This window comes from Streptomyces sp. NPDC041968 (assembly GCF_055589025.1).
In genome coordinates this window covers 1-17,130 of sequence record NZ_JBVJCB010000023.1, presented here as the reverse complement: position 1 = coordinate 17,130, position 17,130 = coordinate 1, and the positions used below count along the sequence as shown (strand labels likewise).

Sequence of the window (17,130 nt, the reverse complement as noted above, 5' to 3'; positions counted from 1 at the left end):
GCGGTGATGCTGCCACGGACGACCGACCTGGTCACCGTGCTGCTGGCAGTACTGAAGACGGGCGGCGCGTATCTGCCGCTGGACGCCGACTTCCCCGCCGACCGACTCGCCTTCATGCGGGAGGAGACCCGACCCGTCCTCGTCATCGACGAAGAGTGGCTGGACGGCGTGCGGGAGCGCGAGCCCGACCACGCCACACACCTGCCCGTCGGCACCACCCGCCCCGACCAGGCCGCCTACGTCCTCTACACCTCGGGGTCGACAGGCCGCCCGAAGGGTGTCGTCATCTCCCGCGGGGCCTTGGCGAACCTCCTCACCGACATGCGCGAGCGCATCCCGCTCACCGGCGAGGACCGGTTGCTGGCGGTCACCACCGTCGGGTTCGACATCGCCGGACTGGAGCTGTTCGCACCGCTGACCGCCGGCGCGGCCGTGATCGTGGCACCCACGGGTGTCGTCCACGACCCCGACCAGCTGCGCGCACTCCTCACCGACGAGCGGGTCACCGTCATGCAGGCCACACCCAGCCTGTGGCGGTCGGTGACCACCGACGAGGGCGCCGCTGCCGCGCTCGCCGGCGTGCGAGTCCTCACCGGTGGTGAAGCACTTCCCACCGACCTCGCCGACCGGCTCACCGAGGTGGCTGCCCAGGTCACCAACGTCTACGGGCCCACCGAGACGACGATCTGGTCCACCGCCACCACCCTCACCACCGGCGACGCCGTCACCATCGGACGCCCCCTGACCAACACCCGCGTCTACGTCCTCGACGACCACCTCCAGCCGGTCCCGGCCGGCGTCCCGGGTGAGCTGTACATCGCGGGCGAGGGTGTAGCACGTGGATACCAGCTGCGGCCCGGCCTGACCGCGGAACGCTTCGTCGCCGACCCCCACGGACCGGCCGGCACCCGCATGTACCGGACGGGTGACATGGTCCGCTGGACCCCCGACGGCCACCTCACCTACCTGCGCCGCGCGGACGACCAGGTCAAGGTCCGCGGCCACCGCATCGAACTCGGCGAGATCGAAACGCTGCTCACCACCCACCCGACGGTCGCACGTGCAGCCGTCATCGTCCGCGACGAGCGGCTCATCGCCTACACCACCGGCGAGACGGCCACTGCCGACGCACTCCGCGCCCACCTCGCCCGGACCCTGCCCGCCTACATGATCCCCGCGGCCTTCGTCACGCTCGACGCACTCCCCCTGACCGCGAACGGCAAACTCGACCGCAAGGCCCTCCCCGACCCCGACTGGGACGGCGTGCACGCGTCGGCGCGCGGACCCCGTACTCCACACGAGGAAGTGCTCTGCCGCATCGTCGCCGATGTCCTGGGCTTGGGACGGGTCGGTATCGACGACGACTTCTTCGACCTCGGCGGCGACAGCATCCGTTCGCTGCAAGTCGTGGCGCAGGCACGCCGCGAAGGCGCCTCCTTCACGGTGCGGGACGTGTTCGAGCACAGGACCGTGGCTGTGCTGGCGGCGAACGCGCGCTTCGACGCGGCCGCTCCGGTGGTCGCCGACTTCGAGGCGGACGCGCCGCTCACCGGTCTCAGCCAGGAGGAGCTCGACCGCCTGCAGGCGGAATGGGACGCGTGAGCCCGGTCCACGCCGCGGCCCGGACGCCATCGACACCACTGACCTGACCCACGCCGGAGGAACGCCCCATGCCCATCGTGTCCGTCAACGGAATCAACCTGAACTACGACGACTCCGGTGGGCCCGGTGAGCCCGTCGTCCTGGTGATGGGCTCCGGTGCCTCCGGGCGTGCCTGGCATCTGCACCAGGTGCCGGCCCTGACGGACGCGGGTCACCGGGTCATCACGTTCGACAACCGCGGGATCCCGCCGACCGATGTCTGCGCCGAGGGGTTCACGGTGCACGACCTCGTGCGTGACCTCGCGGGCCTGATCGAACACCTCGGGCTCGGCGCGTGCCGCCTGGTGGGCACGTCCATGGGGGCGTATGTGGTGCAGGAGCTGGCGCTGGCGAGGCCGGAGTTGGTGCGCCAGGCCGTTCTGATGGCCACCAGGGGGCGGGTGGACGCCATGCGGCGGGCGCTGACGGCGGCGGAGATCGCGCTCTACGACTCGGGGACGACGCTGCCCCCGCGGTTCGACGCGGTGGTCCAGGCCATGCGGAACCTGTCCCCGCGCACCCTCTCGGACGACACCGCCGTCGGCGACTGGCTGGATGTCCTGGAGGCGACGTCCGGTTCCGGGCCCGGGGAGCGTGTCCACATGACCCTCGATCCCGTGCCGGCGCGCCTCGACGCCTACCGGGCGATCGGCGTGCCCTGTCATGTCATCGCTTTCCAGGACGACTTGGTGACGCCTCCGGGTCTCGGGCGGGAAGTCGCCGAGGCGATTCCGGGTGCCTCGTTCGAAGAGATCCCCGGGTGCGGTCACTTCGGGTACCTGGAGGATCCGGACGCCGTGAACAAGAGCGTCGTGGAGTTCTTCCGTCAGGTCCCCGACATTCCGGCCCATTGAGAACCGGCACTTCCGATTCCCTGTCCATCAGCCCCGTGCGGTTATCGCGTACGGGCGAATCCCCGAATCGAGATCTGATGACTCAACAGCACGACTGGCGGCCCCTCGAGATCACGCCGGAGAGCGCGGGTGTCGCGGCGACGCCCGCGGGTCTCGCCGAATTCGTGAGTGACACGGAGCGGGTCGACGAGATGCTCGTCCGCGAGAAGGCTCTGGTGTTCCGCGGCTTCCGGGTGGACGACGGCACGCTGGATTCCGTGATGGATCCCCTGCTGCCCAACCGGCTCGCCTATGTGCACGGCAACTCGCCGCGCAGCAAGGTGGGGAGCAATGTGTACACCTCGACGGAATACCCGTCGGAGCTGACCATCTCCATGCACAACGAGCTGTCGTACGCGTACGCCTGGCCGTCGCGGCTGCTCTTCTTCGCGGCGCACGAGCCCACCACCGGTGGAGCCACGCCGGTCGTCGACGGGGTGACCTGGCTGGAGTCGCTGGCGCCCGAGGTCCGGGAGGCGTTCGCCGGGGGCGTGCGCTACACGCAGAACCTGCACGGCGGGGCCGGGCTCGGCAAGAGCTGGCAGGACACGTTCGAGACCGACGACCGGGCCGACGTCGAGGCCTTCCTCAAGGGCACGGAGGCCGAGTGGGAGTGGCTGGGGGACGGCGGTCTGCGGGTGACGCAGGTGCGGCCGTCCACGGTGCGCCACCCGGTGACGGGGGCGGAGGTGTGGTTCAACCAGTCCGACCAGTGGCATCCGGCCGCGCTGGGTGACGACATGGCCGCCGAACTCGCCCAGATCCTGCCCGAGGAGGAGCTGCCGCAGTCCGTCCGGTTCGCCGACGGGAGCCCGATCCCGGCCGAGTACGTCATCGAGGTGCGCGACAAGGGGCTCGACGCCGCGGTGGACGTCGACTGGCGCACCGGGGACCTCCTGCTGATCGACAACGTGCTGGTGGCGCACGGTCGGCGTCCGTTCACCGGCCCGCGCCGGATCCTGGTCGCGATGTCCGACTGACGCGTCCCGGGTACCGCCCCGCCCGGTCCTTCCCCGACCCCGGCCCGGCGTCGTCGGCGCGCGCCGACGACCCGTATCTCCTGCCCGCTCCGTACCGGAAGAACAGGAATTCCGTCGCTATGACCCATGCACCGAACACCGGCCCCGACACCGGCCTCCACGACGACGCGCCCGTGGAGGATCTCCGGCTGGACCACGTGGAACTCTACGTCGAGGACCTCGACCGCAAGGTCGCCGACTGGACCGGTGGTTACGGCTTCACCGTCGTCGGTACCGCGGGCTCCCCCGCGGAGGGCTTCCGCAGCGTCGCCCTGCGTCAGGGCCGGATCCTCCTGGTGCTGACGGAGAGCACCACGGACGAGCACCCGGCCGCCGCCTACGTCCACTCGCACGGGGACGGCGTGGCCCGCATCGCCCTGCGCGCCCCGGACGTGGCGGCGGTCTTCGACCACGCCGTGCGCAACGGCGCCCGTCCGCTGGCGGAGCCGGTGCGCCACGAGGGCCCCGGCGTGGTCGTCACCGCGACGGTGTCGGGCTTCGGCGACGTCGTGCACTCCCTGGTGCAGCGGGCCGAGGAGGACCCCTCGGGGCTCCCCGAGGGCTTCGTACCGGTCGACGCCGCGGTGGACGGGCCGCACGCCCAGGGGGGCCGTCCCTCGGCGGACCTCCCGGGGCTCGTCGAGGTCGACCACTTCGCCGTGTGCGTGAACATCGGCGAGCTGGACGACACCATCGCGTTCTACCGGCAGGCCCTGGGCTTCCGGGAGATCTTCGAGGAGCGCATCGTCGTGGGTACCCAGGCGATGCTGTCGAAGGTGGTGCAGAGCCGGTCCGGGGACATCACGTTCACCGTCATCCAGCCGGACCCGGTGGCCGACGCCGGTCAGATCGACGAGTTCCTCAAGAACCACGACGGTGCGGGCGTCCAGCACATCGCCTTCTCCAGCGACGACGCCGCCCGGTCGGTCCGCACGCTGGGCGGGGCCGGCGTGGAGTTCCTCACCACCCCGGCGACCTACTACGAACTGCTCGGTCAGCGGGTGCGGTTGCGCAAGCACGACCTCGCGGAGCTGGGTGAGCTGAACATCCTCGTCGACGAGGACCACGGCGGTCAGCTGTTCCAGATCTTCACGCGCTCCACGCACGCGCGGCGGACCCTGTTCTTCGAGGTCATCGAGCGGCTCGGCGCGGAGACGTTCGGCTCGTCCAACATCAAGGCGCTGTACGAGGCCGTGGAGCTGGAACGTCATCGGGAGAACGGCTGGTCCAGGTGACGGCCCGGAGCCTCGCGCCCACCACGCGGCCGGCGGGTACCGCGGGTACCGCGGACGGTACGGGCGGTACGGGCGCCGCGGAGGGCCGGCCGGCCGGTGTGCCGCTGTGTCTGGACGACGTCGAGCGCGCGGCCGCCGCCGTGCTTCCGCACGGGGTGCGGGACTTCGTGGCGGGCGGCAGCGGGGCGGAGCGCACGCTGGCCGACAACCGCGCCGCCCTGGACCGGATCCGGGTCGTGCCGCGGGCGCTGCGGGACGTGTCGGGGTGCGACACCGGCACGACGCTGCTGTCACGGCGGGTGGCCATGCCGCTGGCCACCGCGCCGATCGGGTACCAGAAGCTGGTGCACCCGCGGGGGGAGCTGGCCGCGGCGGCCGCCGCGAAGGAGGCGGGTGTCCCCTTCACCGTCGGGACGCTGAGCAGCTTCCCGCTGGAGCGGGTGGCGGCGGTCGGGGCGATCACCTGGTTCCAGCTGTACTGGCTGCGGGACCGTGCCCTCTCGTTCGACCTGGTGCGCAGGGCCGAGGCGGCCGGCTGCGCCGCCGTGATGCTCACGGTGGACGTGCCGTGGATGGGCCGCAGGCTGCGCGACATGAGCAACGGCTTCGCGCTGCCGGACGACGTCGTGGCCGCCAACTTCACGACGGGTACGGCGACCGAGGCGCACCGGGCGAGTCCGGGCGGTTCCGCGCTGGCGGCGCACACGAGCACGGCGTTCGACCCGTCGTTGAGCTGGTCGGACCTGGAGGAGTTGCGGCGGCGCACCCGGTTGCCGCTGATCGTCAAGGGGCTGCTCGACCCGGCGGACGCGGCGCGGGCCGCCGAGGCCGGGGCGGACGCCGTGGTGGTCTCCAACCACGGCGGACGGCAGCTGGACGGCGCGGTGGCGAGCGCCGACGTGCTGGAGGCGGTGTGCGCCGAGGTGGCCGGGCGGTGCGAGGTGCTGCTGGACAGCGGCGTCCGCAGCGGCACCGACGTGCTGAAGGCGCTGGCCTCGGGGGCGAGCGGAGTGCTCGTCGGGCGCCCGCTGCTGTGGGGGCTGGCCGCCGGTGGCGCCGACGGGGCGCGCGGGGTGCTCGGGCTGCTGGCGGAGGAGTTCCGCGACGCCCTGGGGCTGGCGGGCTGCTCCGGGGTGGCCGAGGCGCGTCGGCTTCGCGTGCTGCGCAGGGCGTCGCACGACGGTACGGATGTCGGCGAGGGGGCGGTGTGGCGGTGATCCGGGACGCGGCGGAGCGGACGGAACGGACGGAGCGGGCGCAGTCGATGGAGCGGGTGGATCAGGCGGAGCAGGCGGACGGCGGCGGGGCCGGGGCCGACCGGACGGCTCAGTTGCACACCTCGGCGCTGCACGGTTCACTCGAGGACGAGGCGCTGAGCTCGATGAACTTCCTCAACGAGATCGCGCAGCGGTTCCCGGACGCGGTGTCGTTCGCGCCCGGCCGCCCGTTCGAGGGTTTCTGGGACACCTCCCTGGTCCACGACTACCTGCGGCGTTTCGAGCGGTACCTCAGGGAGGACAAGGGGTGCGACGAGGACCAGGTCCGCCGCACGCTGATGCAGTACGGGCGCACCAAGGGCATCGTGCACGAGCTGGTCGCCCGGCACCTGGAGGTGGACGAGGGCATCGTGGTCGACCCCGAGGCGGTCGTGGTGACCGTCGGGTGCCAGGAGGCCATGTTCCTGGTGCTGCGGGCGCTGCGCTCCGACGAGCGGGACGTGGTCCTCACGGTGTCGCCGCGCTACGTGGGCCTGACGGGTGCGGCCGCTCTGGTCGACATGCCCGTCCTCGAGGTGGACGGCGGGCCCCGCGGCGTGGACCTGGAGAGCCTCACGGCGGTGGTGAGGGACGCGCGGGCGCGCGGGCTGCGGCCACGGGCCTGCTACCTGGTGACGGACTTCTCCAATCCGTCGGGGGTCAGCCTCGACCTGGAGACCCGGCATGCCCTGCTGGATCTGGCGGAGCGGGAGGACCTGCTGCTGCTGGAGGACAACCCGTACGGCTATTTCAGCGCCGACGGGGTGCGGCTGCCCACGCTGAAGGCGCTCGACGAGCGGCGCAGGGTGATCTATCTGGGGTCGTTCGCGAAGACGGGTCTGCCCGGCGCCCGGATCGGTTACGTCGTCGCCGACCAGGCGGTGGCGGACGCCGGCGGTTCCGTCGGCCCGCTGGCCGACCAGCTGTCGAAGATCAAGAGCATGGTGACGGTGAACACGTCGCCGATCGCCCAGGCGGTGATCGGGGGGAAGCTCCTGGCCCACGGCTGCGACCTGTACGGCGCTAACGAGCGGGAGATCGCGGTGTACCGGGGGAACCTGGAGCGTCTGCTCGCCGGCCTGGAGCGGCACTTCCCGCCCGGCGGTGGCACGGGGGTCCGGTGGAACGTGCCGCGGGGAGGGTTCTTCCTCGTGGTGACCGTGCCGTTCGAGGCGGACGAGAAGCTGCTGGAGACCTCGGCCCGCGACTACGGGGTCCTGTGGACGCCGATGTGCTATTTCAGCTCGGATCCCGAGGCGGCCCGCCAGATCCGCCTGTCCTACAGCCTGGTGACGGGCGCTCAGATCGACCTGGGGCTGGAGAGGTTCGCGGCCCTCGTCACGCAGCGACTGGGCTGACGTGGCATCGGATCGACGCCGGGCCCGCGCGGCCGGGAGTTGGGGTGTCCTATGCGTACTGCGGTCATAGTGGGGACTGGTCTGGTCGGTACGTCCGTCGCGCTGGCACTGCGGCGACGGGGGGTCGACACCTATCTGCTCGACAGCGACCCCACGGCCACGCGTACGGCGGAGGCGCTGGGCGCGGGTCGGGCCCGGGAGCCGTCCGAGTGCGCGGACGTGGCGGTGCTGGCCGTTCCGCCCGTCCATGTGGCGCCGGTCCTGGCGGATCTGCAGAAGCGCGGGGCGGCCCGCTTCTACACGGACGTGGCCAGCGTGAAGTGCCTGCCGGGCCAGGAGGTCGAGGCGCTGGGCTGCGAGCTGACCTCGTTCGTGGGCGGGCATCCGCTGGCGGGCGGGGAGCGGTCCGGCCCCCTGGCGGCACGGGGGGACCTCTTCGAGGGCCGGCCGTGGGTGCTCGTCCCTTCGGAGCGCACCGGTGATCCGGCGCTCAACTGCGCCCTGGAGTTGGTGTCCCTGTGCGGTGCCACGCCGGTGCTGCTGGACGCGGAGGCGCACGACCGTGCGGTGGCGCTCGTCTCGCACGTGCCGCATCTGGTGGCCAGCCTGACGGCGGCGCGGCTGCTGGAGGGCAGCGAGTCCGCCCTGCGGCTGGCCGGTCAGGGCTTGCGGGACGTCACCCGGACCGCGGCGGGCAGCCCCGCCCTGTGGACGGACATCCTGTCGGCGAACGCCGGCCCGGTGGCCGAGGTGCTGGAGGCGCTGGCCGCCGACGCGCTGGGCGTGGCGGAGGCGCTGCGGCGGGTCGAGCGGCGGGACGGTGCCGCCGGGAGCGGGGCGGCGGCGCTGTCCGAGTTGCTCCAGCGGGGAGTGGACGGACGGAACGGCATCCCGGGCAAACACGGGGTGCCGGACGCGCACTTCGCGGCCGTCGAGGTGTCGGTGGGCGACAGCCCGGGAGAGCTGGCGCGGCTGTTCGCGGACGCGGCGAAGGCCGGCGTGAACATCGAGGACATCGACATGGAGCACTCCTCCGACCGGCTCATGGGCCGGGCCCGGCTGGCGGTGCTGCCGGGCCGGGCCGCCGTCCTGGCGGACGAACTGCGCCTGGGCGGCTGGACGGTGCGGCTGGCGGACTGGCCGGGCGGCCAGGGGACGTAGGCGCGCGCGGACGAGTGGGGGGTGGAGACCGTACGGAACGGTCTCCACCCCCCACTCGTCTGTGCGTCGTCGCTCTCGTCCGCGTGTCGCGCCCCGGCCGTGTCTCCCGCTCACGGCCGTGTGTCGCGCTCACGCGGGGTGCGGTCGCTCAGGAGACCCGACAGGCCAGGCCGCCGTCCGCCACCTGCAAGGGCGCGGAGAGGGGTCTCTTGCGGCCGACGGCGAAAGGCTGCCGCTGCCGGGGGACGCGGGTCTCCCGGCCGCCGCCCGCGTTGGCGAGGGTCATCGTTTCCGGCTGCGCGTGTGCCGCGTGGAATTTCCCGTTCAGAACGGCTCTGCCGAGGCCGGTGATGCGGTGGATGACCGTGTTCCGGTCCCGTTCGGAACGGATCAGGCCGGCGTTGCGCAGTATGCCCGTGTGCTGGCTGACGGCCGCCGCGGAAGTGCCCACGCGGCGCGCCAGTTCACTGGTGGTGCCGCCGACCAGGGTGAGCCTGAGCAATTGGGCGCGGGTGCGCCCCATAAGCGCGTCCAACGCCTCCGCGTCCTTTCCCTGGGCCGTCCACAGGGAACGCGTTTCGGCGGGAGCGAGTCGAACGGAGAAAACGAGGACCGGCAATTCGCTGGTTCCTCCAACATTAGGCAGAAACACCGCGGGCCGTGACCCGAGGAAGATCGAAGGGGCTATCAGGATCCCCTTGCCGTTGACCTCGATTTCGCTGTCCTCACCCCCGGGTATTTCCAGATACGGCCTTTTCCAGGTAATTTCCGGGTGCAGTGAATTCAGCAGGCTCTCGCCCCCCTCGGGCGCTCTCCGCATCCGCTCCTCGCGCTCGGCGCCCAGGCGCACCAGCATCTGGGGCCAGTAGGGGCCGACCGACGCGTCGGTGTACCGCTCGATCGCGGAGCGGACGTCCCCCCGTCTGAGCCCCTGCGGCAACAGCCGTTCCTCGGCCGCGGTGTTGCCCTCCCCGGCAAGCAGCCAGGTCAGGTCCGAGGTCCGGCGCAGAGCGGAGATGACGCCGAGGTCCAGCCGGCCGGACCGGAGCCGGTCGGACACCTGCTCCTCCCACTCCCGGAACCCCGCCTCGCTTCTGCCGCCCATCTGGCGAACGGAGAATATCGCTTCTGAGACAGGTCCCAGAGTGGTCATCATGCGTACATTTTCGACACTCTCGCCGTTCAAACGTATCCGCTGCATCGTTCCCCCACTACGCTAGCCAGATCACGCAACCTCAGACCATATCACCCGGACCGCTCGGCATCGCGAACGCCAAATCCATGCGGCCGATATGCGACCGGTCCAGGGCAGTAGTTCCCAAAGTAACGCGTCCGAATCGAACACGGTAGCGCAGGTGGACCTTCAGTAGGCACTAAAGGGCCTTGCACAGGGAGAGATCTGATGATAGAGAAACGGAACGTGCCAGTCAGTGCGAATGCGGGAATGGCCTCCCGGACCGGGCCGGGAGGCGGGAAGATGGCGGCGACTGACGGGGGAAGACAGTCGCCGCCATCGGCTCAGGCGTCCCGCCTGCGCAGGACCAGGTAGCCGGCCACCTGGGCGGCGGCTACCCACACGAGGACGACGAGGAGTGCGCCCATCCGTCCGTACGGCTCCGCGTCACCGTCCATCAGGTGCTGGCCCGCGGTGGAGGGCAGATAGTCCATGATCTTCTTCGTGAAGTCGCTGCTGGAGAGCGCCAGCGCTCCGGGCAGTCCCGCGAGGATCATGAACACGGTCGTGAGCGTGCCCACGGCGCTGCGGATCGCGGCTCCGATGCCGATGGCGAAGACGCCCATCAGCGCCACGTAGACACCGGTGCAGACGATGGTCGGCACCGCCTTGCCCAGGTCGGAGTCGGCGTACTCGAACAGCAGGGGTGCGGTGGTGACGGTCCCGACCAGCGCCAGCAGCGTCCCGACCACGAACATCACGGGCGCGGCGACGGCGGACTTGGCGAAGAGCATGCGACCGCGCACCGGCACGCACTGCAACGAGGTGCGGATGCTGCCCGTGGAGTACTCCGCGGTGATCGCCAGCATGGCGAGCGCCACGACGGCGAACTGCACCATGTTCACGGCCAGGACCATCGGGTGGGCGATCGGGATGTCGACGTTCTCACCGTCGCTGCGGTAGCTGTTCGCGATGCTGACACCCAGTCCGGGCGCGAAGATACCCATCAGGACGACGGAGCCGGCCAGGCACCACCAGGTGGCCCGCACCGACCAGAGCTTGGTCCACTCCGCGGCCACCGCTCCCCACGTGCCACCGCCACCCTGCTGCGCGGACGCCTGGGACGCACGCGTGCTCACGGTTGTGCTTGCCATGACTCAGGCCTCGACTTCCTGCTGCTCCTGGAGGGGCACCGCGCCCACGGCGGCGGGCTTGGGCGACTTGTACTCGATGCTGTTGGCGGTCATCTCCATGTAGGCCTCCTCCAACGAGGCCTCGACGACACGCAGTTCGTGCAGCCTGATGCCGAGCTGGTAGGCCAGGTCACCGATCGTCTCGACCGAGACCCCGGAGACGAGGATCTCGTGCTCCTCGTGGCGCTGCACCTGAAGCGACTGGGCCTCCAGACGCCCGACCAGGTTGTCCATGCCGTCGCCGTCCGGGGTGCGCACCCGGACCGCGGTCAGCGAACTGCGCGCGATGACACGGTCGATGGTGTCGTCGGCGAGGAGCTTGCCCCGGCCGATCACCACGAGGTGGTCGGCGGTGAGTTGCATCTCACTCATCAGGTGGCTCGACACGAAGACCGTACGGCCCTCTTCGGCCAGTGAGCGCATCAGCTCGCGCACCCAGCGCACGCCGTCCGGGTCGAGGCCGTTGACGGGCTCGTCGAACAGCAGGATCTCCGGGTCGCCGAGCAGTGCGCTGGCGATGCCCAGCCGCTGCCCCATGCCCAGGGAGAAGGAGCCGGAGCGCTTCTTGGCCACCTTCTCCAGACCGACGATCTCCAGGACCTCGTCCACCCGCTGACGGGAGATCCCGTTGCTGCGTGCCATGGCCAGCAGGTGGCTGTGCGCGCTCCGACCCGGGTGGAGTGCCTTGGCGTCCAGCAGCGCGCCGACCTCACGCAGGGGGTGCTTCAGGGCCGCGTAGGGCTTGCCGTTGATCAGCGCCTCGCCCGAGGTGGGATTGTCCAGACCCATGATCATGCGCATGGTGGTGGACTTGCCGGCGCCGTTCGGGCCGAGGAAGCCGGTCACCTTGCCGGGCGCGATGTCCAGGTTCAGGCCGTCCACGGCCACGGCGGTGCCGTACTGCTTCGTCACTGCGCGCAAGGTGATCATGGCCAGTCCGTCCTCAGGGGTCCGTTCATGTCGATGACGGTACGGGCCCGGCGCTGACCTGGTCTTCCGTCCAACGACAGAGTGCCTCTACGACTTTCGACAGAGGGTCGGGTGCGGTCGGTGCCTTCGTCGCGCGCGTGCGGGCGGGCGGGCAGCGCGGGCCGCGGGCATGGGGAAGGACACGGGCATGGGGAAGGGCCCGTGCGGGGGTGTGTCCCGTACGGGCCCTTCCGTGCCTGCCGCGCCTACCGCCTGTATGCCGCGCGTCCCGCGTGTGCCGTGCCGCGTGGCCCGGCTACAGCAGGTCCTCGAACTCGTCGATCTCCTCCTGGGTGATCTCCTCCAGGGCCACGTCCGACGGGGTCAGCCCGCCCGCCTCCGGGTTCTCGGCGTGCCGGGCCAGGGCCCGCAGCGCCTCGAACCACAGTCGGCCGAGTTCCATGACGGAGTCGTCCGCCACCAGGCGCTGGGCCCAGGTCCAGCCGGCCACCAGCCGGCCGCCCTCGGGGCCGTCGGCGGTGTGGGCGTTCAGCTCGACCACGTGCGACAGCGGAGCGGTGTCCGCCTCACCGGCCGGGCCCGCCACTCCTGCTTCGGGGGCCCAGACGGCGTCCTCGGCGCCGTCGGCCGCGAACCGCCCCAGGTAGTTGAAGCCGAGCTGGGGCCGTTGCCCAGCGGCGAGCCGCTGCCCGGTGACCGGGTTGAGGTAGCGCAGGAGGCCGTATCCGATGCCCGAGTCGGGCACGGCACGCAGCTGCTCCTTGATCCGCTTGAGTACCGTGCCCGCGGCCGGACCGCCCGCCCGGGCGTCGGCCCGGTCGTAGGCGCCGGGGGCGAGCCGTACGGGATACATGCTGGTGAACCAGCCGACGGTGCGCGACAGGTCGGCGCCCTCGACGGTCTCCTCGACCCGTCCGTGGCCCTCCAGGTCGACCAGGAACGACGTCTGCCCCTCCCGGCCGCGCCACTCGTCGAGGGCCCAGGCGAACGCCGCGAGCAGCACGTCGTTCACGCCGACGTTGAAGACGGCGGGCACCCTGGTCAGCAGCGGGACGGTCACGTCCTCGGGCAGGACCATCTCGACCCGGCCGGCGGTACGGTGCGTGTCCTGCTTGGGGTCCAGCGGCCCCGATCCGACGAACGGCTCCGGGGTGTCCAGAGCCCGGGCCCAGAAGTCGGCCTCCGCGACGCGGTCCGGTGTCCGGGCCGCGTCCCGCAGCCGCAGGGCCCAGCGGCGCAGCGAGGTCCCCACCGGCTCGGGCCGGGGCTTCCCGCCCCGCTCCGCGGCCTCGTACGCCTCCTTCAGGTCGGGCAGCAGGATCCGCCACGACACCCCGTCGACCACCAGGTGGTTGACCACCAACAGCAGCCTTCCGTGCTCTGCCGGCCCGCGGTCGAACCACACCGCCTGGAGCATGATCCCGCGTTCCGGGTCCAGTCGTTCCACGGCCGCCCGGGCCTCGGCCGTGTAGGTCCGCTCGAACCCGTCCGCGTCCCGCCCGGCCGCCTCCACCCGACGGGTCACCGACTCGGCGCGGATACGTCCGGGTTCCGCGACCTGGCAACCGAGCGCCCCGGACTCGGGGGCCTCGGACACCCGCATGCGCAGCGCGTCATGGTGGTCGAGCAGTGCCTGCACCGCCGTGAGCAGCGGTTCCAGCCGCAGTCCCGCCGGCACCCGCAGCACGGTCGACTGGTTGAAGCGGTCGATGGCACCCCCGCGTTCGCGCAGCCAGTGCATGATCGGCGTCATCGGCAGCGGCCCCACACCGGCGCCCGGCTCCTCGGCCGCCACGGCCTCGGCGCCGTTCTCCATGGCCGCGGCGAGGGCGGCCACGGTGCGGCGCTCGAAGACGTCCTTGGGCGACAGCACCAGCCCCGCCTTGCGGGCGCGGCTGACCAGCTGGATCGACATGATGCTGTCGCCGCCCAGATCGAAGAACCCGTCGTCGATCCCGACCTCCGCCACGCCGAGCACCTCGGCGAACAGCCGGGACAACGTCTCCTCCCGCTCGGTGCGCGGCGCACGGCCGGCCTCCGTCGTGAACTCGGGCACCGGCAGCGCCGCGCGGTCGAGCTTGCCGACGGACGTCAGCGGCAGGGCGTCCAGTTCCACGACGGCCCGCGGGACCATGTAGTCGGGCAGTGCCCCGGCCAGGTGGTCGCGGAGCGTGTCCGCGCCGCCGTCCGTGGCCGGCACGACGTACGCCACGAGCCGCTTGTCCCCGGGACGGTCCTCGCGCACGACGACGGCGACCTCGGTGACGGACGGATGCGCCGCGAACGCCGCCTCGATCTCGGCCAGTTCGATGCGGAAGCCGCGGACCTTGACCTGGCTGTCCGCCCGGCCGAGGAACTCCACACGGCCGGCGCCGTTCCAGCGGACCACGTCACCGGTGCGGTACATGCGCGCGCCCGGAGCACCGAAGGGGTCGGCGACGAACCGCTCGCCCGTCTGACCGGCCCGCCCCCAGTAGCCGCGGGCCAGCCCGGCACCCGCGATGTACAGCTCGCCCCGCACGCCCACCGGTACGGGACGCAGGCGCTCGTCCAGGACGTAGTGCCGTGTGTTGTCCATGGGCCCGCCGATCGGGACGCCGGCGGACGCCGCCTCGACATCGGCCGCGGTGACCACGTGGCAGGTCGAGAACGTCGTCGCCTCGGTCGGACCGTACACATGGACGACGCGGACGCCGGGGCAGTGTTCCATCACCCTGCGCATCGCACTCGCGGAGGCCAGGTCGCCACCCGTCCACACCTGCCGGACGTCCGCCAGGCACTCGGGGCGCTCCTGGGCGAGCACCCGGAAGAGACCCGTCGTCAGGAACAGGGCGGTGATCCGCTGTTCCACGATGATGCGGCTCAGCGTCTCGATGTCCAGGTCGCCCGGTGGGGCGACCACGACCCGTCCGCCGCTCAGCAGGGGCGCCCACAGTTCGAACGTTGAACCGTCCCAGGCGTGCGGCGAGTGCAGCGGCACCCGGTCCACCACGCCGCCCAGCCAGCGCGAGTCCTCGGCCAGTGCCGTCACGTCGGCGTGGGTCGCGGCGACGCCCTTGGGCTCACCCGTGGACCCCGAGGTGAACATCACGTACGCGAGGCGGTCGGGCTGGATGTCCAGGCCGAGGCCGAGGCCGTCCCCGCCCCCTGCCGTGGTCGCGACGGTGTCGGCGGTCAGGAGGGGTACCGCCTGGCGCACCGACTCCGCCCGGGTACGCAGTACACGGTCGGTGAGCAGGACCTCGGCCCCGGTGCTGTCGAGGATCCAGCGCATCCGGTCGTCCGGGTAGGCCTCGCTCAGCGGCACGTACACGCCGCCCGCCTTGGCCACCGCCAGCAGTGCCACGACCAGGTCCACGGAGCGCTCCATGAGGACGCCCGCCCGGGACTCCGGCCCCAGCCCGAGCCCGACGAGTCGGTGGGCGAGGAGATTGGCCCGGCCGTTCAGCTCCGCGTACGTGACCTCGGCGCCCTCACAGACGACAGCCACGGCGTCCGGCGTGCGAGCGACCTGAGCCTCGAAGCGGTCCGGCAGCGACGCACGGGTCCGCTCCCGGCCCGGGACCTCGGTCGCGTTCCACTCGACGAGCGTCCGGCGCAGTTCCTCCTCGCCCTGTACGACCGTCTCCCCCACGGGCCGGCCGACGTCCGACACCAGGGCGTCGAGCACTCGTACCGTCCGTTCGGCCAGGACACGGACGGTGTCCTCCTCGAACAGATCGGTGCTGTAGTCGATCCGGCCGGCGTACCCGTCGACCGCGTCGCCGAAGGAGAAGAGCAGGTCGAACTTGGCCGCGCCCAACGAGGCACCCGCGGCCGAGACCTCCAGCCCCGGCATCCCACCGACCGCGGAGAGCGCGCGCCGCTCCTCGTCGTCGTTCCAGCTGAGCGCCGTCTGGAAGAGGGGGTGGCGGCTGGTGGAGCGTTCGGGGTTGACGGCTTCGACGAGGCGTTCGAAGGGGATGTCCTGGTGGGCGTAGGCGGCGAGGTCGGTCTCCCGCACGCGGGCGAGGAGTTCGGTGAAGGTGGGGTTGCCGGTGAGGTCGGTGCGCAGGACGAGGGTGTTGACGAAGAACCCGACCAGGTCTTCGACGGCGTCGTCGGTGCGTCCGGCGATGGGTGAGCCGATCGGGATGTCGGTGCCGGCGCCGAGGCGTGACAGGAGGACGGCGAGGGCGGCCTGGAGGACCATGAAGGTGCTGGCCTGTTCCTGCCGGGCCAGGGTCTCGATGCGTTCGCGCAGGTCGGCGGGGATGGTGAAGGTGACGGTGCCGCCCTGGTGGGACGGGGTGGCGGGCCGGGGCCGGTCGGTGGGCAGGTCCAGCTCGGCGGGGAGGCCGGCCAGGGTCTGCGTCCAGTAGGCGAGTTGCTTGCTCAGGACGGAGTCGGGGTCGTCCTCGGTGCCCAGGACGTCGCGCTGCCACAGGGTGTGGTCGGCGTACTGGACCGGGAGGGGTGCCCAGGTGGGTGCCTGGCCGGTGGTGCGGGCGCTGTAGGCGGTGGTCAGGTCCCGGGCGAGGGGGGTGAGGGACCAGCCGTCGGCGGCGATGTGGTGCACGACCAGCAGCAGGACGTGCTCCGTCTCGGCGAGGCGGAAGAGGGTGGTGCGCAGGGGCAGGTCGCGGGTGAGGTCGAAGCCCCGGGCGGCCGTGGTGGCCACGGCGGCGTCGAGGTCGTCCTCGGTGGTGTCCCGCACCTCGAAGACCGGGGTGGCCCGGTCGGGGGTGAGGATGACCTGGTGGGCGCCGTGGTCGTCCTGGGCGTAGAGGGTGCGCAGGGCCTCGTGGCGTGCGGTGACGTCGGTGAGGGCGGTGCGCAGGGCGTCCTGGTCGAGGGTGCCGGACAGGCGCAGGGCTACGGGGATGTTGTAGAGGGCGCTGCCGGGCTCGTACTGGTGCAGGAACCACAGCCGCTGCTGCGCGTACGACAACGGCACCCGCTCCGGACGCACCGCCCGCGCCACCACCGGCGTACGAGCGGACACGGCCTGCCCGAGCAGCGCCGCCAGGCCCGCCACCGACGGCGTCTCGAACAGGGCACGCACCGACAGCTCCACTCCCAGCGCCGTACGGATACGCGACACCAGCCGCGTCGCCAGCAACGAGTGACCACCCAGGTCGAAGAAGCTGTCGTCGATGCCGACCCGCTCCAGGCCGAGAACGTCCGCGAAGAGGTGGCAGAGCACTTCCTCGTGTGGAGTACGGGGTCCGCGCGCCGACGCGTGCACGCCGTCCCAGTCGGGGTCGGGGAGGGCCTTGCGGTCGAGTTTG

At 71.7% G+C, this 17,130-nt stretch carries 11 protein-coding genes; 7 read left to right on the top strand and 4 right to left on the bottom strand.

Annotated elements, in window-relative coordinates; translation table 11 throughout:
* The 7 genes from ACZ6EG_RS33795 to ACZ6EG_RS33765 all read left to right on the top strand — a co-directional run.
* Positions 1-1,602 (top strand): amino acid adenylation domain-containing protein (locus tag ACZ6EG_RS33795; RefSeq protein WP_469610421.1); only part of this gene is annotated, 1,602 nt, incomplete at its 5' end.
* Positions 1,603-1,670: 68 nt separating this feature from the next.
* A complete protein-coding gene (locus tag ACZ6EG_RS33790) occupies positions 1,671-2,495 on the top strand; it encodes an alpha/beta fold hydrolase (protein ID WP_469610418.1) in 825 nt (274 codons plus the stop codon).
* A gap of 77 nt (positions 2,496-2,572) precedes the next feature.
* The gene (locus ACZ6EG_RS33785; RefSeq protein WP_391973005.1) at positions 2,573-3,514 is read left to right on the top strand and encodes a TauD/TfdA family dioxygenase; all 942 of its coding nucleotides are present in this window, start codon (positions 2,573-2,575) and stop codon (positions 3,512-3,514) included.
* A 119-nt stretch (positions 3,515-3,633) separates the two neighbouring features.
* A complete protein-coding gene (gene hppD, locus ACZ6EG_RS33780) occupies positions 3,634-4,788 on the top strand; it encodes a 4-hydroxyphenylpyruvate dioxygenase (RefSeq protein WP_391973006.1) in 1,155 nt (384 codons plus the stop codon).
* Between the two features lie 98 nt (positions 4,789-4,886).
* Positions 4,887-6,005 carry an alpha-hydroxy acid oxidase gene (locus tag ACZ6EG_RS33775; RefSeq protein WP_469610424.1) on the top strand — a complete coding sequence of 373 codons (1,119 nt, stop codon included), beginning with the start codon at positions 4,887-4,889 and terminating at the stop codon, positions 6,003-6,005.
* The gene (locus tag ACZ6EG_RS33770) at positions 5,996-7,402 is read left to right on the top strand and encodes an aminotransferase-like domain-containing protein (protein ID WP_391973007.1); all 1,407 of its coding nucleotides are present in this window, start codon (positions 5,996-5,998) and stop codon (positions 7,400-7,402) included. Before ACZ6EG_RS33775 ends, ACZ6EG_RS33770 begins: the two co-directional genes overlap by 10 nt.
* A 51-nt stretch (positions 7,403-7,453) precedes the next feature.
* Entirely contained in the window at positions 7,454-8,563 is a 1,110-nt protein-coding gene (locus ACZ6EG_RS33765; protein WP_391973008.1) for a prephenate dehydrogenase, read from the top strand.
* A gap of 148 nt (positions 8,564-8,711) precedes the next feature.
* Here the strand turns inward: ACZ6EG_RS33765 and ACZ6EG_RS33760 are convergent, their stop codons facing one another.
* The 4 genes from ACZ6EG_RS33760 to ACZ6EG_RS33745 all read right to left on the bottom strand — a co-directional run.
* Entirely contained in the window at positions 8,712-9,719 is a 1,008-nt protein-coding gene (locus ACZ6EG_RS33760) for an ArsR/SmtB family transcription factor (RefSeq protein ID WP_391973009.1), read from the bottom strand.
* Positions 9,720-10,081: 362 nt separating this feature from the next.
* Complete coding sequence (locus tag ACZ6EG_RS33755; RefSeq protein WP_356612912.1) at positions 10,082-10,891, bottom strand: ABC transporter; 810 nt, start codon at positions 10,889-10,891, stop codon at positions 10,082-10,084.
* A 3-nt stretch (positions 10,892-10,894) separates the two neighbouring features.
* On the bottom strand, positions 10,895-11,860 hold the full coding sequence (locus ACZ6EG_RS33750; RefSeq protein ID WP_356612913.1) for an ABC transporter ATP-binding protein: 966 nt from the start codon (positions 11,858-11,860) through the stop codon (positions 10,895-10,897).
* A gap of 295 nt (positions 11,861-12,155) precedes the next feature.
* A partial coding sequence (locus ACZ6EG_RS33745) for an amino acid adenylation domain-containing protein (RefSeq protein WP_469610409.1) occupies positions 12,156-17,130 on the bottom strand: 4,975 nt, incomplete at its 5' end.